The 16,281-nt window shown below is 54.6% G+C and carries 14 protein-coding genes; 1 reads left to right on the top strand and 13 read right to left on the bottom strand.

The genetic code is table 11. The annotated features are described in order from the left end of the window. Positions 1 to 155: 155 nt before the first annotated feature. The 11 genes from E1N14_RS06490 to glyA form a co-directional block, all read right to left on the bottom strand. Positions 156 to 950, bottom strand: a complete 795-nt coding sequence (locus tag E1N14_RS06490; protein ID WP_025009427.1) for a slipin family protein — start codon at positions 948 to 950, stop codon at positions 156 to 158. A 1-nt stretch (position 951) separates the two neighbouring features. Continuing rightward, the gene (locus tag E1N14_RS06485; protein WP_025009428.1) at positions 952 to 2,397 is read right to left on the bottom strand and encodes an NfeD family protein; all 1,446 of its coding nucleotides are present in this window, start codon (positions 2,395 to 2,397) and stop codon (positions 952 to 954) included. Positions 2,398 to 2,662: 265 nt separating this feature from the next. Then, complete coding sequence (locus tag E1N14_RS06480; RefSeq protein ID WP_025009429.1) at positions 2,663 to 3,157, bottom strand: phosphatidylglycerophosphatase A family protein; 495 nt, start codon at positions 3,155 to 3,157, stop codon at positions 2,663 to 2,665. Then, the gene (thiL, locus tag E1N14_RS06475) at positions 3,158 to 4,114 is read right to left on the bottom strand and encodes a thiamine-phosphate kinase (protein ID WP_062793321.1); all 957 of its coding nucleotides are present in this window, start codon (positions 4,112 to 4,114) and stop codon (positions 3,158 to 3,160) included. An 88-nt stretch (positions 4,115 to 4,202) separates the two neighbouring features. Then, positions 4,203 to 4,610, bottom strand: a complete 408-nt coding sequence (nusB, locus tag E1N14_RS06470; RefSeq protein WP_025009430.1) for a transcription antitermination factor NusB — start codon at positions 4,608 to 4,610, stop codon at positions 4,203 to 4,205. Between the two features lie 13 nt (positions 4,611 to 4,623). Further along, on the bottom strand, positions 4,624 to 5,100 hold the full coding sequence (gene ribH / locus E1N14_RS06465) for a 6,7-dimethyl-8-ribityllumazine synthase (RefSeq protein WP_025009431.1): 477 nt from the start codon (positions 5,098 to 5,100) through the stop codon (positions 4,624 to 4,626). A gap of 119 nt (positions 5,101 to 5,219) precedes the next feature. Then, entirely contained in the window at positions 5,220 to 6,326 is a 1,107-nt protein-coding gene (gene ribBA, locus E1N14_RS06460) for a bifunctional 3,4-dihydroxy-2-butanone-4-phosphate synthase/GTP cyclohydrolase II (RefSeq protein WP_025009432.1), read from the bottom strand. An 81-nt stretch (positions 6,327 to 6,407) separates the two neighbouring features. Further along, on the bottom strand, positions 6,408 to 7,064 hold the full coding sequence (locus E1N14_RS06455; RefSeq protein WP_062793311.1) for a riboflavin synthase: 657 nt from the start codon (positions 7,062 to 7,064) through the stop codon (positions 6,408 to 6,410). Then, entirely contained in the window at positions 7,065 to 8,189 is a 1,125-nt protein-coding gene (ribD, locus tag E1N14_RS06450; RefSeq protein WP_025009433.1) for a bifunctional diaminohydroxyphosphoribosylaminopyrimidine deaminase/5-amino-6-(5-phosphoribosylamino)uracil reductase RibD, read from the bottom strand. Between the two features lie 40 nt (positions 8,190 to 8,229). Next, positions 8,230 to 8,682, bottom strand: a complete 453-nt coding sequence (gene nrdR / locus E1N14_RS06445) for a transcriptional regulator NrdR (RefSeq protein ID WP_025009434.1) — start codon at positions 8,680 to 8,682, stop codon at positions 8,230 to 8,232. A 109-nt stretch (positions 8,683 to 8,791) separates the two neighbouring features. Continuing rightward, positions 8,792 to 10,045, bottom strand: a complete 1,254-nt coding sequence (gene glyA / locus E1N14_RS06440) for a serine hydroxymethyltransferase (protein WP_025009435.1) — start codon at positions 10,043 to 10,045, stop codon at positions 8,792 to 8,794. Positions 10,046 to 10,273: 228 nt separating this feature from the next. Between glyA and ettA the strand changes: the two genes are divergently transcribed. Then, positions 10,274 to 11,941 (top strand): energy-dependent translational throttle protein EttA, encoded by a 1,668-nt coding sequence (ettA, locus tag E1N14_RS06435; RefSeq protein WP_025887609.1) that lies wholly within the window; start codon positions 10,274 to 10,276, stop codon positions 11,939 to 11,941. A 51-nt stretch (positions 11,942 to 11,992) separates the two neighbouring features. Here ettA and E1N14_RS06430 read toward each other — a convergent pair whose 3' ends face one another. Then, a complete protein-coding gene (locus tag E1N14_RS06430) occupies positions 11,993 to 12,310 on the bottom strand; it encodes a TapY2 family type IVa secretion system protein (RefSeq protein WP_152134878.1) in 318 nt (105 codons plus the stop codon). A gap of 7 nt (positions 12,311 to 12,317) precedes the next feature. Beyond that, entirely contained in the window at positions 12,318 to 15,926 is a 3,609-nt protein-coding gene (locus E1N14_RS06425; protein ID WP_082813089.1) for a pilus assembly protein, read from the bottom strand. Positions 15,927 to 16,281: the final 355 nt, after the last annotated feature.

The following is a 16,281-nucleotide window of genomic DNA, read 5'->3' as shown; positions in this document are numbered from 1 at the left end:
AGTATCTAGCACTTTTATGGATAATCGGCGCTTGGTGACTTCAAGTCACTGACTCGGCGGGCCTACTACCGAGCAAATCACAAACGCCAATAACTGCTCAAAGTAACAATATATAAACCTATTGTAAATAGCTGGTATTTTAAACAGCTCTCGGGCTAGTTTTTTGATTTTTCGGTTAAATCTTTAAATGCACCGTTTAATTTACTCAGTAACTCAAGCGGCAGCGGAAACAGGATAGTCGAATTGTTTTCCGCCGCCACTTCCGTCAGGGTATGCAGATAGCGCAGCATGATGGCATTGGGTTCTTTCCCCAGCGTCTGCGCCGCTTCCACCAGTTTTTCCGAGGCTTCCATCTCCCCCAGAGCATGGATCACCTTGGCCCGCCGCTCCCGCTCCGCCTCGGCCTGACGGGCAATAGCGCGGATCATACTTTCATTGAGATCCACGTGCTTGATTTCCACATTGGCCACCTTGATGCCCCAGGCATCTGTGTGGGAGTCGAGGATCCTTTGAATGTCGGCATTGAGCATCTCCCTGTTGGCCAACATCTCGTCCAGCTCATGCTGACCGAGCACGGATCTCAGGGTGGTCTGTGCCAGTTGACTGGTGGCGGCGAGGAAGTTCTCCACATTGATAATCGCCTTTTGCGGGTCGACTACCCGAAAATAGAGCACGGCATTGACCCGCACCGAGACATTATCACGGCTGATCACATCCTGAGAGGGCACATCCATCACTATGGTTCGAAGATCCACCCGCACCATCTGCTGCACCACAGGGATCAGTATGATAAGCCCAGGCCCCTTGACCCGGTAAAAACGCCCGAGAAAGAAAATCACCCCACGTTCATACTCTCTGAGGATGCGGAACATGCTGATAAGCAAGGCCGCAAACAGCACCAATAACACCCCAAAGGAAATATTCAAACTACCGCTGATAGCTTCGCCCATGTCAGTCTCCTCTGCGTTGATTTTCAGTCAGCTCGATATCACCACTTTTCACCTCAGCCAGCTTGAGTACCAGCCCCTTAAGGCCCAAAACCCGCACCCGTTGCCCGGGGCTCAAGGCCTGTTCGCTGTCACCTTGCCAATCTTCTCCCATAAAATGCACCCGGCCGCGCCCGGGAAAACCCTCTATCACCCTGGCATATTCCCCTACCATCCCCTCGGCGCCGGCCACTCCGGACAATTTGCGAGTCTTGAACACAAAGCTGATCAGTAGCAGTAAAAACAGCAGGCTCACGACGCTGACCAGGGCTATCACAGGCCAGGCGATACGAAAGGCTTCAACTTCACTGTCCACCAAAAATACCGACCCCAGCACAAAGGCGGCCAGGCCGCCGAATCCCAAAATCCCAAAGCTCGGCAGCATGGCCTCGGCGAGCAGCAAAGTAATTCCCAAGAGCAATAAACCGCCACCGGCATAGCTGATGGGGAGCAGCTGGAAGGCATACAAGGCCAACAGCAGACAGATCCCCCCTATTACGCCGGGCAACATGGCGCCAGGACTGTAAAACTCCAGCAGCAAACCGTAGATCCCCAATAACATCAGTATGTAAGCGATATTGGGGTTGGTGAGCAGATTGATGAAACGGGCACGCCAATCCGGGCTGCGATCCAGCACTATGGCGTTTTCGGTTTTGAGTATCCGAGCACCACCTGGCATGGCTACCGACTTGCCATCAAGTATGGCCAGGAGTTGCTGCGGCGTATCGGCGATATAGTCGATAACATTGGCCTCCAGCGCTTCCGAGGCCGTCAGGGTTGCCGCATCACGTACCGCCTTCTCGGCCCACTCGACATTACGCTGACGCAGCTCCGCCAGTGCCCGAATATAAGCAATGGCATCATTGAGCTGCTTGCGCTCAAGTTTTTGACTGTTGCTGTCACCCACAGGTTTTTCGGCTTCATTATCGGACGGCTTGGGCTCCGGTGGTTCATTTCCCATGGGACCCAGTTGCACAGGGGTGGCCGCCCCAAGACTGGTGGCACTCGCCATGGCGGCGATATGACAGGCATATAAGATGTAAGTCCCGGCGCTGGCTGCGCGGGCACCGGATGGATAGACCAGGCAGGCAACCGGCACCCTGGAGCCGAGAATCGCTTGATTGATATCCCGCAGGCTGGATACCAGGCCTCCGGGGGTATCCAGAGTGATCAACACCAACTGACTGCCTGGGGTTGCAGCTGCACTCTCTATCCCCCGGATCAGATAGTCGCTGACACCGGGCCCTATGGCTCCTTTGACACTGAGCAGGGTAATGGTCGGCGCTGCGGCCGGGGAGTAAGGCTTTGGCCGGACGTGGTCTGCACCTAAGCCAGGCAAGATCCACAACAGAGCCAAGAGTCCTACACAGCCGCAGCGCCGGAACAAAGTATTGGCCGGCCAGCCTTTCATAACGCCCCCGGGTGGGTTTCCCCATACCTTAAGGATAGTCGGCTTTGGGGATTAGGCATAAAGCACTCATGTGACGGCCTTAAACCGAGCCGGTAGATATGAGCAGAAGGAGAGACCAATGAAAAAGGCGCCGAATCAACGGCGCCTGGTATTCAATGAGGGTTAGCGGATATGCTGAGTCAACGGCAGGAATCAAGAGATTGAAACCCACCACAAGGCTTATATATTTCAGCTCAAGGCTTATACGTTTCAGCTCAAGGCTGTTTCAGCCTACCGCCCAAACAATCGCCTGCAGTGATAGCATTGAGAAGATACCGGCCAGAATATCATCGGCCATAATGCCAAGACCGCCATGTACCTTGGCATCCAGCACCCGAATGGGCCAGGGCTTGAAGATATCGAAAATGCGGAACAACACAAAGCCCAGCAGCAACCAGAGTACACCGGCGGGCGCTGCAATCATGGTGATCAGTAACCCTGCTACTTCATCCCAAACTATGGCGCCGTGATCGTGCACCCCCATATCTTTGGAAGTCTTGCCGCACAGATAGATGCCACCGATACAGGCCAGCAGCGTCACGGCAATATACACCCCCAAACTGAACTGGGACAGCAACAGATATACAGGCACGGCTGCCAAGGTTCCAAAGGTCCCCGGCGCCTTGGCCGCGAGGCCGGAGCCAAAACCGAGTGCCAGAAAATGCACCGGGTTCTTGAGGCTGACCCTTGCGAGCGCCTCGTCATGAGCAAACCACTTCATCTAAAAATGCTCAAATCCTGTCTGTTGCGGCTCGAATACCTCGCCATGATATTGCAGCCTGAGTTGATTACCGGCAAGTATCTGGCCGACTTGATAGAACTTGACTCCGGCATGGCCCAAGGCGGTTTCCAGCGCGCCGCGCTGCGCTTCCGGCACAGTGAACAGCAACTCATAGTCTTCGCCGCCACAGAGGGCATAGTCGAGTGCCGCATCCGCTGTGACAGTATCTTTCATCGCCTGGGACAGCGGCAGCTTATCCACTTCGAGAACCGCACCGACGGCCGATGCCTTGAGGATATGCTTGATATCCGACAGCAAGCCATCTGAGAGATCTATGGCGCTCGATGCCAAGCCTCTCAGGGATTGACCGGCCAGGACTCTGGGGGAAGGATGATAATGGCGGTTAACCAGATATTCCTTGTGCTCTGCCCTCGCCTTCAATTCACCGCGGATAATATCCAGCCCCAGGGCTGAATCCCCCAGGGAACCTGTGACATAAATCCAATCACCGGCGCGGGCACCGCTACGGGTGAGCGCCTTGCCCTCCGGCACTTGGCCATGAACCGTGATATTGATGGCTCTCGGGCCGCGGGTGGTATCGCCTCCGACCAGAGAAATACCATAGTAATCAGCCGCTTCAAATAAACCTGCACTGAATTGCTCCAGCCAAGTTTCATCGACACTGGGCATGGTCAGTGCCAGGGTCATCCATGCGGGCTCGGCCCCCATGGCAGCAAGATCGGACAGGTTGACCGCCAACGCCTTGTAGCCCAATGCCTGGGCCGGCATGTCCGGCAAGAAGTGGACATTTTCCACCAAGGTATCGCAGGAGATGGCAATGGATTTGTGTTCGGCGGGGTGCACCAGGGCACAATCGTCACCTATGCCGAGGCGGACATCTTTGCGCGCTTGGCCACGACCATGAAAATAGCGCTCGATAAGTTGAAATTCTTTCACTGTTGACTTGGCCACTGGTTCGCAGCCTCCCGGTTTTCCAATGAAAAAACGGTATCTTACGATACCGTTTGTCTAATTTCTTTCTGGTTCAGCGACGAGCTACCAGCTTGTCCAATATGCCATTGACAAACTTGTGGCTGTCCTCGGCGCCGAACGCCTTGGCCAACTCGATAGCCTCGTTGATTACCACTTTGTAAGGCGTATCCTTGCGGAAAGTCAGCTCGTAAGCCGCTAAACGCAAAATGGCCTTCTCCACAGGATCGACCTCCTCCATGGGACGCTGATCCAGATGGGGGGCAATTAACTCGTCCAGTTGAGCCTTTTTGGTTGCCGCTCCGGTGAACAGTTCACGGAAGTAGGCGACATCCACGCCGTCTATGTTTTGCTCGGTCAGAAACTCGTGCTCCACATCGGCAATATTGTTCCCGCTCAGTTGCCATGAATAGATGGCTTGAACCGCTAAACGGCGGGCTCTGCGGCGCTCTGAAGGCTTCATGCTTTTTCCTGTATTACAGCTGTTGCTCAAGTTGTTGCAGCACGTTCACCATTTCCAGCAGACCCAGGGCAGCTTCGCCGCCTTTGTTGCCAGCCTTGGTGCCGGAACGCTCAATGGCCTGTTCGATAGTGTCTGTGGTCAGTACCCCGAAAGAGACCGGGATATCGAATTCCAGACCCACTTGAGCCAGACCCTTGTTGCATTCACCTGCAACGAAATCAAAGTGTGGCGTACCACCACGGATCACTGCCCCCAGGGCGATGATACCGTCGAACTTGCCACTGGCGGCAACACGACGGGCGGCCAAAGGCAGCTCGAAAGCACCAGGTACGCGTACCACAGTGATGTTGTCTTCACTTACCTGACCGAAACGCTTAAGAGTGTCTACGGCACCCTCCAGCAGACTTTCAACCACAAAGCTGTTGAAACGGGATACAACGATCGCGACTTTGGCGTTTTTTGCTTCGATATTACCTTGAACTATGTTCATTATCTTACCTAACTTAGCTAAAGCACCCGGCCGGGGGCAAAAAGTGGCGCTATGATAGCACGCAATTTACCCCTCCGCCCTATGCAATTATTCGGAAATGGTTAATTAATTTGGTCGGCTCATTCGCCGGGAATATACTCAGTGACTTCCAGGCCAAAGCCCCCCAAAGAGTGATAACGCTTGGGCGAGCTGAGCAGGCGCATTTTGTTGACACCAAGCGTCGCCAGAATCTGTGAGCCTACGCCAACCCTTTGGGAGGTTCCCTGCCATTTGGCAGTCACCGGCACTTCACCCTTGTCTTCGGCTTCGAAAGCCTTGACCTTGGCGATAATGCTCTCGTTAGGCTCCTGGTTACCCAGCAGCAACAGCACGCCACCATCGGCGGCAATCCGCGCCATGGCTTGCTCAAGCGGCCAGCTGCGCACTTCATCACGCTCAGAGAACAGCAGGTCATTAATGGTGTTTTGCAGGTGTACCCGCACCAGAATATTGTCGACAATCTCGCCCTTGACCATGGCAAAGTGCAGTTGATTGTCTATGGTGTCGCGGAAGGTGTGCAGTTCAAACTCGCCGAAACGGGTAGGCAGCTTGCACTTGGCCTCACGCACCACTGTGGTTTCTGTGTTATTACGGTAGTTGATCAGATCGGCAATGGTGCCCATCTTAACGCCGTGCTCCTTGGCGAACACTTCCAGATCCGGACGGCGCGCCATGGTGCCATCCTCGTTAAGGATCTCCACGATCACAGCCGAAGGTTCCAAACCGGCCAAACGCGCCAGATCGCAACCGGCTTCGGTATGACCGGCGCGCACCAGCACTCCGCCATCCTGCGCCATCAAAGGGAAGATATGCCCGGGCTGAACTATGTCGGACGGCGTGGCATTTTTAGCCACAGCCGCCTGTACTGTCACGGCGCGGTCATGGGCGCTAATACCTGTGGTCACCCCTTCAGCGGCCTCGATGGAGACGGTGAAGTTGGTCGAAAACTGGGCGTTGTTATTGCTGACCATCAGCGGCAGATTCAGCTGCTGGCAGCGAGCCTTGGTCATGGTTTGGCAGATAAGACCACGGCCGAAGCGAGCCATGAAGTTGATCGCTTCCGGGGTGACTTTCTCCGCCGCCATGATGAGGTCGCCCTCATTTTCTCTGTCCTCATCGTCCATCAGGATAACCATTTTGCCCTGACGAATATCCTCGATGATCTCTTCGATACTGTGTAGCGCCATTGTAAGACCTTTATCTCTTGTTCTGTGTAATCAATGAATTCTAACCTGTTAGCGCGCGATAACCAGTGGGCTGGCGCACATCTAGCGCATGAAGCCGGCCTTGGCGAGCATAGCCAGGGTGACACCTTCGCTCGGCTGCGCTTCCTCTTTGTGCTGCATCAGACGCTCAAGATAGCGGGCTATCTGATCCACCTCCAGATTGACCTTATCGCCGGGGCGCAGCTCAAGCAGAGTGGTTTCACTGGCGGTATGCGGCACTATGGTGAGACGGAAATTACGGCCATCGACCTCATTGACTGTGAGGCTGACGCCATCGACGGTAATGGAGCCTTTATGGGCGATGTAACGGGCCAGCTCAACGGGTGCCTCGAGCCAAAACTCCAGCGCCTTGCCCCTTGGAGTCACACTGATGACCCGCGCCATACCATCCACATGGCCACTGACCAAGTGCCCACCCAAGCGGGTGTTTGGCGTGACCGCCTTTTCCAGGTTGACTTTGGTGCCGACACTGTAGCGGTCAAAGCCGGTGAGACTGACGGTTTCGGCCGAAACATCGGCCACATAACCCTCCGCCAGACGTTCAACCACGGTCAGACACACGCCGTTGGTGGCAATGCTGTCGCCCAGACGCACATCACTGAGATCCAACTTGCCGCTGGCCACAGTCAGACGAATATCATCACCACGGCGCTCCAGCGTCCGCACTGTACCGACAGCTTCAATTATTCCGGTAAACATTCAATCACCTATCTTGAGAGTAAGCCGGGTATCATTGCCCAGCTTACGTTGATCAGTTACCCGTATCGCCGGGGTATCGGCTATCTGCTGATAGTTTGGCAAGGCCAGCAGGTTTCGGCCAGCGGCGCCAAGCAGTTTCGGGGCTTGATAAAGCAGCATCTCATCGGCCAACCCCGCGGTAATAAAGGCGCCGCAAAGCGTTGCCCCGGCTTCGACCAACACCGCATTGCAGCTCTGGTTCAGGTGTTGCATCAGCGCCGCGATATCGACTCTGTTGTCTTCACCGGCCAGCACCAAAGTGGTGACATAAGGCGGCAAAGCGGCTAGGAATTCATCCTCATAGGGACGGCAGCTGACCAAGAGCACCGGGCTGGCAATTTGCAACAGCCTGGCATCGAGCGGCATACGGCAGTTGCTGTCGAGTATCACTCGCAGCGGTTGAATAAGCTGTTGCTCGCTGAGGGTTTCACCCAGGCTGCCAAGCTCAGCGTGCCGGACATTCAGGGAAGGGTCATCGGCCAATACGGTTTCAATGCCGGTGAGCAGAGCGCAACTGCGGGCTCTGAGCCTTTGCACGTCGCGGCGCGCCTCGGGGCCGGTTATCCATTTGGACTCACCGTTGGCCAGTGCCGTCTTGCCATCGAGACTCGCCGCCAGCTTGAGGGTGACCCAGGGGCGATTTCGCTCCATCCGCGATAAAAAGCCCGGATTCAACTCTCTGGCCTGTTCGGCCAAGAGACCGCTCTGCACCTGAACCCCGGCCTCCTGCAGCATGCCGATACCTTGGCCGGCCACCTGAGGGTTGGGATCTGTCATTGCCACCACCACCCGCTTGAGGCCATGTTTAATTAAGGCTTCGGCACAGGGCGGCGTGCGACCATAGTGACTGCAAGGTTCGAGGGTGACATAGGCAGTAGCACCGCGGGCCTTGTCAGCGGCCATTTTCAGGGCATGTACTTCGGCATGGGGCTCACCGGCACGTTGGTGCCAGCCTTCGCCGACAATCTTGCCATCGGCATCTATGATGACGCAGCCGACATTGGGGTTGGGGCGGGTTGTATAACGGCCACGGCGAGCCAGCATTATGGCGCGGCTCATCATGGCGATATCAGTATTGGACCACATGAGGGTTTCCGTTACTTAACAGTTGGCTGTGACTGACAGCCTATTTTTTCTCCAGCTTGGCAATCGCTTCACCAAACTCTGACACATCTTCAAAGGCACGATACACAGAGGCAAAGCGAATATAGGCCACCTTATCCAGCTCAATAAGATGATCCATCATCAGATTGCCGATCATTTCCGAGGTCACTTCCCGCTCGCCTGTGGCTCTGAGGGTGGACTTGATCTTGCTGATCGCCTCTTCAATCTTATCCATGGAAACCGGACGCTTCTCGGCGGCGCGCAGCATACCGCCGCGCAGCTTGTCCTCATCGAACGGTTGCCTGCTGCCATCGCGCTTGATCACTCTGGGCATGACAAGCTCGGCACCTTCAAAGGTGGTAAAGCGTTCATGACACAGAGTACATTCCCGGCGACGGCGCACCTGATGACCGTCTGCCACCAGCCTGGAATCTATCACCTTGGTATCCGTCGCACTGCAAAATGGACAATGCATTATGCCTCCTGGTGCTCAGTTGCCGGCAGCGGATGCTGCTAAATGGCAGAAACAAAAATGGCCGCTGAATTCAGCGGCCATCGAAGTTTATCCTATTCCCTTGAAAAGGTTAACCGTAAACAGGGAAGCGAGCGCACAGTTCCAGCACCTGGCCCTTAACACGCTCGATAACGGCGTCATCGTGAGCATTGTCGAGCACATCACAGATCCAGCCGGTCAGTTCACGGGCTTCGGCTTCCTTGAAACCGCGGCGAGTGATGGCCGGAGTACCGATACGCACCCCGGAGGTCACAAAGGGTGAGCGGGGGTCGTTAGGCACAGAGTTCTTGTTGACTGTGATGTTGGCGCGGCCCAGAGCGGCGTCGGCTTCTTTACCGGTCAGCTCACGGCCAATCAGGTCCACCAGCATCAGATGGTTGCTGGTACCGCCGGAAACTATCTTGTAACCGCGTTCGAGGAACACCTCAACCATGGCCTTGGCGTTATTGACCACCTGCTGCTGATAGGTTTTGAATTCCGGCTCCAGTGCTTCTTTGAAGGCCACGGCTTTACCGGCGATAACGTGCATCAGAGGACCACCCTGACCGCCCGGGAATACCGCGGAATTCAGCTTCTTGTACAGATCTTCATCGTCGGCAGCCGACAGAATCACACCACCGCGGGGACCGGCCAGCGTCTTGTGAGTGGTCGAAGTCACCACGTGGGCGTGCGGCACAGGGTTAGGATAAACACCGGCAGCGATAAGACCGGCCACGTGTGCCATATCGACAAACAGGTAAGCACCAATCTTGTCGGCGATTTCGCGCAGCTTGGCCCAGTCAACTATGCCTGAGTAGGCCGAGAAGCCGCCAATGATCATCTTGGGCTTGTGTTCCAGCGCCAGCGTTTCGAGTTCGCTGTAGTCAATCTTGCCGGACTCATCGATACCGTAAGGAATGATGTTATACAGCTTGCCGGAAAAGTTAACCGGAGAGCCGTGGGTCAAGTGACCACCGTGAGCCAGGTTCATCCCCAGTACGGTATCGCCGGGTTGCAGCAACGCCATATAAACCGCGCTGTTGGCCTGTGAACCTGAGTGTGGCTGAACGTTGGCGTAAGTAGCGCCAAACAGCTGCTTGGCACGCTCAATTGCCAGAGTCTCCACCACATCGACATACTCACAACCACCGTAGTAACGCTTGCCTGGATAACCTTCGGCATACTTGTTGGTCAGTTGTGAGCCCTGGGCTTCCATGACTCTGGGGCTGGTGTAGTTTTCGGAGGCGATCAGCTCAATGTGCTCTTCCTGACGACGGGTTTCATCCTCAATCGCCTTGAACAGCTCAGGATCATAGTCGGCAATGTTCATACTTTTCTTCAGCATCTGTCACTCCAGCTGGCAAATCTTATTGGTAGGGTTGCGCGGTATTCTACTCTGAGTGTGACAAATATCCCAGTCGCAGGATGATGAAAATCCTTGTGTCAGCAGATGACTATGTTTCATTTGCTGAACAATGGTGCCGCTATCCGGCCGCATCTGGCAGGAGCCCTGGCAAATTGGTAAACTGCCGCCAGTTTAGGAAAACTCAGTTCAGGACAACAGAGAAACAATATGGCTCAGTTTGTATACAGCATGCTGAGGGTCGGCAAAATAGTGCCGCCCAAAAAGCAGATCCTCAAAGATATTTCATTGAGTTTCTTCCCCGGCGCCAAAATTGGTGTTCTGGGTCTCAACGGCTCGGGTAAATCCACCCTGTTGAAAATCATGGCAGGTCTGGACACAGAAATTGAAGGTGAAGCCCGTCCCATGCCGGGACTCAAGATAGGTTACCTGCCCCAGGAGCCCCAGCTTGATCCCAACAAGACAGTACGGGAAACCATAGAAGAAGCCGTCAGCGAAGCCAAAAACGCCCTCAAGCGTCTGGATGAAGTCTATGCGGCCTATGCCGAGCCGGATGCCGACTTCGACGCCCTGGCCAAGGAGCAAGGCGAGCTGGAAGCCATCATTCAGGCCCAGGATGCCCACAATCTGGACAACATTCTCGAGCGCGCCGCCAACGCCCTGCGTCTGCCGGAATGGGACGCCAAGGTGGAGGTGCTCTCCGGGGGTGAACGTCGCCGGGTGGCCATCTGTCGTCTGCTGCTGGAAAAGCCGGAGATGCTGCTGCTGGACGAACCGACCAACCACCTGGATGCCGAATCCGTTGCCTGGCTGGAGCACTTCCTGCAGGAATACTCAGGCACTGTGGTCGCCATTACCCACGACCGTTACTTCCTCGACAATGCCGCCGGCTGGATCCTGGAACTGGACCGGGGTGAAGGTATCCCATGGCAGGGCAACTACTCCTCCTGGCTGGAACAGAAAGATGCCCGTCTGAAGCAGGAAGCCGCCAGCGAAAGCGCCCGCCAGAAGACGATTGCCAAGGAATTGGAGTGGGTGCGTCAGGGTGCCAAGGGACGTCAGTCCAAGGGCAAGGCCCGTATGGCCCGCTTCGAAGAGCTGAACAGCTCAGATTATCAGCGCCGCAACGAGACCAATGAGCTGTTTATTCCGCCCGGTCCTCGTCTGGGTGACAAGGTGATTGAGGTGCGTAATCTCACCAAGAGCTATGGTGACCGCATTCTGATAGACAACTTAAGCTTCAGCGTTCCCAAGGGCGCCATCGTCGGTATTATCGGTGCCAACGGTGCCGGTAAGTCGACCCTGTTCAGAATGCTCAGTGGCGCCGAGCAACCGGACAGCGGTGAAATCGAGATAGGTGATACAGTACAAATCGCCTCTGTGGAACAGTTCCGTGACTCGATGAACGACAAGAACACGGTTTGGGAAGAGATCTCCGGCGGTCAGGACATAATGCGGATCAACAATCTGGAGATCCCGAGCCGCGCCTATGTCGGTCGCTTCAACTTCCGTGGTGGCGATCAGCAGAAGATCATCGGCTCACTTTCCGGCGGTGAACGTAACCGGGTGCATCTGGCCAAGCTGCTGCAGGCCGGCGGCAACGTGTTGCTGCTCGACGAACCGACCAACGATCTGGACGTGGAAACTCTGCGGGCACTGGAAGAAGCGCTGTTGGAATTCCCCGGCTGCGCCATGGTGATCTCGCACGACCGTTGGTTCCTCGACCGTATCTGTACTCACATCCTCGACTACCGAGACGAGGGTCAGGTTAATTTCTACGAAGGTAACTACACAGAATACTCGGCCTGGCTGAAAAACCAATTCGGTGCCGATGTGATTGAGCCGCACAGACTCAAGTACAAGCGGATGACCAAGTAATAGAAAAACCGTACAAAAAACGGAGGCAAACGCCTCCGTTTTTTATTTCCTTTAACCCAGGCCCGCTTCAGAATCGTCCAACTGCCTGCCACTGTCCGAGCGAAACGCCTGCTCTCTGGGCACACACTCAAACACTTCACGCACATAATGGCGTTTGCCGCGGTTACCTATCCGCTCCAGCTTCATTCCCGGCATCTGCCGCTGGTAGAGCTCGGCCTTGGCCGGATCCCAGGAGACCCGAATAATCTCCTGCGCCGCTCTTGTTGTTTCCACTAGGCACTTATAGTCCTGACGTTGCCCCTTGGGCTGTGCGGCAGCCAGGGGCAGACTCAAGAGTATGGCCAAAGACAACATCAGCTTGTGCATCATCCGCTCCTCAGTTGGCCTGATAGTAATAAATCTTGTTGGTAGACGGGCCGCCGCCGACACACTTGTGATCGCCGGATGGGCAGCCTGGATCCGGCTTCACCTTCTCCATCTTTTCGCCGGCATTGCCAATGCCTATCAAATACATATAGCTATCGGCCACAGTGCCATCACTCCTGATATTGGGCGGCACAACCAACTGCGGTGTATCCGGGACACTCTCTCCCATCTCCAGATAGGTTTTTGTGTAACTGCGGGTGCCCTTGTGCAGATCAAAGCCATAGAGGTAGCCCTGCCCGGCAACCAAACACTGGTTGGTGGAGGTCTGCGAGCCGGGTACATAGGAGGTAAAGAAAACTCGCCCTTTGATGATACTGGCATCGGAAAGGCTTTTTTCACCATTGCGGGTAAAGTCGTAATACCAACCGCGCTTGCGGCCAAAAGCAATATGTTCTTTCTCTGAAGCCGGTGCCTTGGCAGTCACATCGTAAAGATCCGCTAATGTCAGTGCCTGAGGCACTGCCTTGCCTTTGAAACTCTGACTAAGGGTATTTCTGTCCTGCAGAACAAAGAACATGTCCGAGCGACTGGTGTTCGATGGAGATGGCCTGAGTCCGGAGCCGACCACCACGGCATCGTAAGGGATCTGCTGCGCCGAAATCACCGTCTTTGACTGGCCGTTGACCGTGACACGGTTCTCGCTCAGATTGCCAAACATGGTTTGCGCCACCACAGGGGCGGCAAAGAAGCGCCTGTCGGTATTCTCTGTGCTGCCGCCAAGAGAAGCAAACTTGAAGGCACTCCATTGTTTGGTGTCGGCACCAGCCATATCCAGCCGCCAAACATTGGCCCCGGTATCTGTGGCATAGATACGGTCAGTAACGCCATCACCATTGCTGTCAAGAATCGCGACCGAATTGGGAATGCTATCCCTCAGCCCCGGCATTGGAGTATCACCGCCGGGGCCAAATCTGTGCAGTAACTTGCCGGTTTCGGCATCCAGAATGAACACCCCTCGGCCCTGGCTATCGGCGCCACCGACCTCCAGAGTATCCTTGGCCGGAGAGTACCCTGCCCCAAAGATGAGCACCGGCTTATCACCCTGACCTGGAATGGTGGTCACCACAGGCTTGGCCCAGCTTTGCCCCAACTCACTCATGCCGGCCGAGTCTGCGCTGATATGCCACATCAAGCTAGGCTTATCCGGATTGGTCACATTCATGGCGTAGTAACCACGGCCACCACGCCGCAGCCCCATAAATACCCAAGCCTTCTCCATCTTGTTGCCGCTGCGCTTGATATAAGCCACGGGTGAGCCATCAAAACCATAAACCGAATGCACGCCGGAAGGTACGTTGGCTCTGAGCGTTGCCAGATTGGGCAAAAATTCCCAAGGCATAAAGGCCCAGCTCTCATTGACCGAGTCCCCTTTGTCCTGAAACATATGCAGCATGCCGTGGTTACTGCCCACCAGAATACGGATATCCGGGTTCTTTGCGGACGAACCGAAATCTATGGCCAAAGGTTTGGAATGCAAGGGGTCGCCCAGAAGGTCATGGCGCTTATCGCTGCGGCTGTTGTTTTGGTTGTCATCGTCAATATCCTTGCCGATAACCCAGTCGAACAGATCCTGCAGTTGGCTTTTGTCTACTCCCATATGCTGCGCCAGCTTGGCCTCGCCACCGGCGTAACTGCTGGCCGCGGCCTTGGTCAGGGGCGACAAACCGCCTTTGGAAGCAAAATTGCCGTAGAAAGTGCGCTGCTTTTGGTTATAGAGGGCCTCGGCCACCCCACCTTTGGTGACATCGTCGCCATCACCACCGGCGTTGCAAGCCGCCTGAGAGCTCCAGAAGGAGCAGGCCGAGGTATTGATATTGCCATTGTCGGCAATGGCCGGATTGCCGTTTTTGTCTACCACATCCCCTGTGCCTGTCACCCTGAATTTCTTGATATTGCCACGCCAACGGGGGCCCTTGTTGGGCAGAAACATGGAGTAGTACACAGAGTCAAAGGTCTGCACCTTGTTAAAGTTGTTGCTGGCCACTGAGGGCGAGGTGAAACTGGCATTCTTCTCCAGAATTTGATTGACCACCAACTGGATTGCCGACTGCAGCTTGCTGGCATTTTGGGCATCAAAGTAACGGCCGCCGCCTTTTTCAGCAGTCTTTCTCAGCAAGGCTTCCGCCCTGGCCGCCCCCTCACTGAAACCTATGGTAAAAGTATTGACCGTCTGTTTGCCGGCCATATTGGGGTTGACATCATTGCTGGCCATCCAGCTGCTCAGGGCACTGAGATAACTGTTGCCATTACGGCTCACATAGGCATCCTTGCCCCCGGTCATCCCCTGCACCAAGCCGTCAGCGGCGCTATCCAGCGTCGGCTCACCATCTGTGATATAGATTACATAGGCTTGGTTCTGACATTTTTTAAACGGTGAATCATAGATGCCATTCTTGATAATGCTCGGATCCGCTTGCGGCGTATTTTCCGTAAGGTAGGTGCGGGTGACTATGGGGCGGCCCCAACGATCAGTGACAACCCGCCCCCAATAGTCCCTCTTGTAGAAAGTGTAATCGCTGTCATCGTCTCCAAAATACACCCCTTGACCACTAAAGTAACGATAGGCCTCGTAGAGGGTTTCACACAAGGGTGTATTCTGGGCGTAAGCGATTTCCTTGACACTCTCGATAAGTGCTATCTTACTGGCAGCACTCTGCTGTTTTATCCCGGAGATGATCCGCCCGCCGTCACGCACTCCTTCCCTGTCATGGTTGAGGTTGAATATGGCCAGTCCCAAATCCACCCCGGGAGTCGTCACAATCACGTTCTGAATCGCTTCCTGGGCGAGTTGCAGGCGAGTCTTGGTGACCTTTTTCTTGTCGCTGTGGTACCAGCGTAGATAATCTTCTGTGTAGAGGGTCACCACACGACCTGTGCCAAAACCTGTGCGCTCGGCCGCGTCCTTAGCCGCCTTCTTCTGCGCCTCGGTCGAGCCATTGCTGACCTGGGTGTAGCTGATCACTTGATTGCGGTTACCGGCACTATCCAGCGGCAAACCATCGGGTATCCCTTCGGCATTGCCATAACGCTCATCCTGAATATCCTCGAAACAATCTACCAGGGTAACATTGGCACCATTGTTTTCGGGCAACTCTTTCCAGGTGCCATTTTGTCCGGAGAAACTGTATTCACGGACAAAACCGGTATAAATCCCATACTTGTTCAGATATTCCCAGGACGTTTGGCAGCCGTTATTGCTGCGCAAAAAACGCCAGGTCTTATCCTGCTTGCCCGGAACCGGCATATTGTCTGAATCAGGAGCACCTTTGGTGAAGTAAATAAATTCTTTCTTGGGCTCAAGAGCGCCACCACCTGCGCCGGGAGAATAACTCTCATCCACATCGTATACATAATTACCCATACTGGCTGAGTTATCGAAAATGATCAGCATTTGCGGCCGGGCACCGCTGCGCGATGAGGACTCATAAACATAGAGTTCAGTGTCATCGGCCAATAATGGGCTGGCCAATATAAAACTGCCAATACAGGAGAGCAACAAGGCCAGGAATCGCCTGCTGATTTGCCGCCAACAAGGGCCGATACATCCGTGATTTGTCATGGTAGTTACGTCGTGTTTTACCGGTGTTTATTCCACTGTTCTGATAGAGATAAACAAAACACCGGACTGTAAAATAAGGCTTTTATCTCTTCGAGCCTCTATTTACCACGACAGGAACACCCAAACAACAAATTAATCAAATTATTTACATTAATATCAAAATGTGTCGATTTGGCCTCAGGTTAATCAAACAGATTTGACCTTAGCCAAATATCTGACTCGACTTCAACATTTAACCGAACACCCGCACAATATCAGCCAGTTCATTTTAGAAGATCCGGTATTCACTACTATTATGGTGTTTTTAAAATGACCTTTATTCAAAACAGGAGTGGCACACCTCTTGGCTGCGCCG

The sequence above is a fragment of the Shewanella algae genome, from assembly GCF_009183365.2.
Classification (GTDB): Bacteria; Pseudomonadota; Gammaproteobacteria; order Enterobacterales; family Shewanellaceae; genus Shewanella; species Shewanella algae.
This window is presented reverse-complemented; position numbering and strand designations above follow the sequence as displayed.

Bases quoted from the DNA above. Each gene is read 5' to 3' on its own strand.
- E1N14_RS06490 (WP_025009427.1), bottom strand. From the start codon at position 950: ATGGGCGAAGCTATCAGCGGTAGTTTGAATATTTCCTTTGGGGTGTTA.
- E1N14_RS06485 (WP_025009428.1), bottom strand. From the start codon at position 2,397: ATGAAAGGCTGGCCGGCCAATACTTTGTTCCGGCGCTGCGGCTGTGTA.
- E1N14_RS06480 (WP_025009429.1), bottom strand. From the start codon at position 3,157: ATGAAGTGGTTTGCTCATGACGAGGCGCTCGCAAGGGTCAGCCTCAAG.
- nusB (WP_025009430.1), bottom strand. From the start codon at position 4,610: ATGAAGCCTTCAGAGCGCCGCAGAGCCCGCCGTTTAGCGGTTCAAGCC.
- ribH (WP_025009431.1), bottom strand. From the start codon at position 5,100: ATGAACATAGTTCAAGGTAATATCGAAGCAAAAAACGCCAAAGTCGCG.
- ribBA (WP_025009432.1), bottom strand. From the start codon at position 6,326: ATGGCGCTACACAGTATCGAAGAGATCATCGAGGATATTCGTCAGGGC.
- E1N14_RS06455 (WP_062793311.1), bottom strand. From the start codon at position 7,064: ATGTTTACCGGAATAATTGAAGCTGTCGGTACAGTGCGGACGCTGGAG.
- ribD (WP_025009433.1), bottom strand. From the start codon at position 8,189: ATGTGGTCCAATACTGATATCGCCATGATGAGCCGCGCCATAATGCTG.
- nrdR (WP_025009434.1), bottom strand. From the start codon at position 8,682: ATGCATTGTCCATTTTGCAGTGCGACGGATACCAAGGTGATAGATTCC.
- glyA (WP_025009435.1), bottom strand. From the start codon at position 10,045: ATGCTGAAGAAAAGTATGAACATTGCCGACTATGATCCTGAGCTGTTC.
- ettA (WP_025887609.1), top strand. From the start codon at position 10,274: ATGGCTCAGTTTGTATACAGCATGCTGAGGGTCGGCAAAATAGTGCCG.
- E1N14_RS06430 (WP_152134878.1), bottom strand. From the start codon at position 12,310: ATGATGCACAAGCTGATGTTGTCTTTGGCCATACTCTTGAGTCTGCCC.
- E1N14_RS06425 (WP_082813089.1), bottom strand. From the start codon at position 15,926: ATGACAAATCACGGATGTATCGGCCCTTGTTGGCGGCAAATCAGCAGG.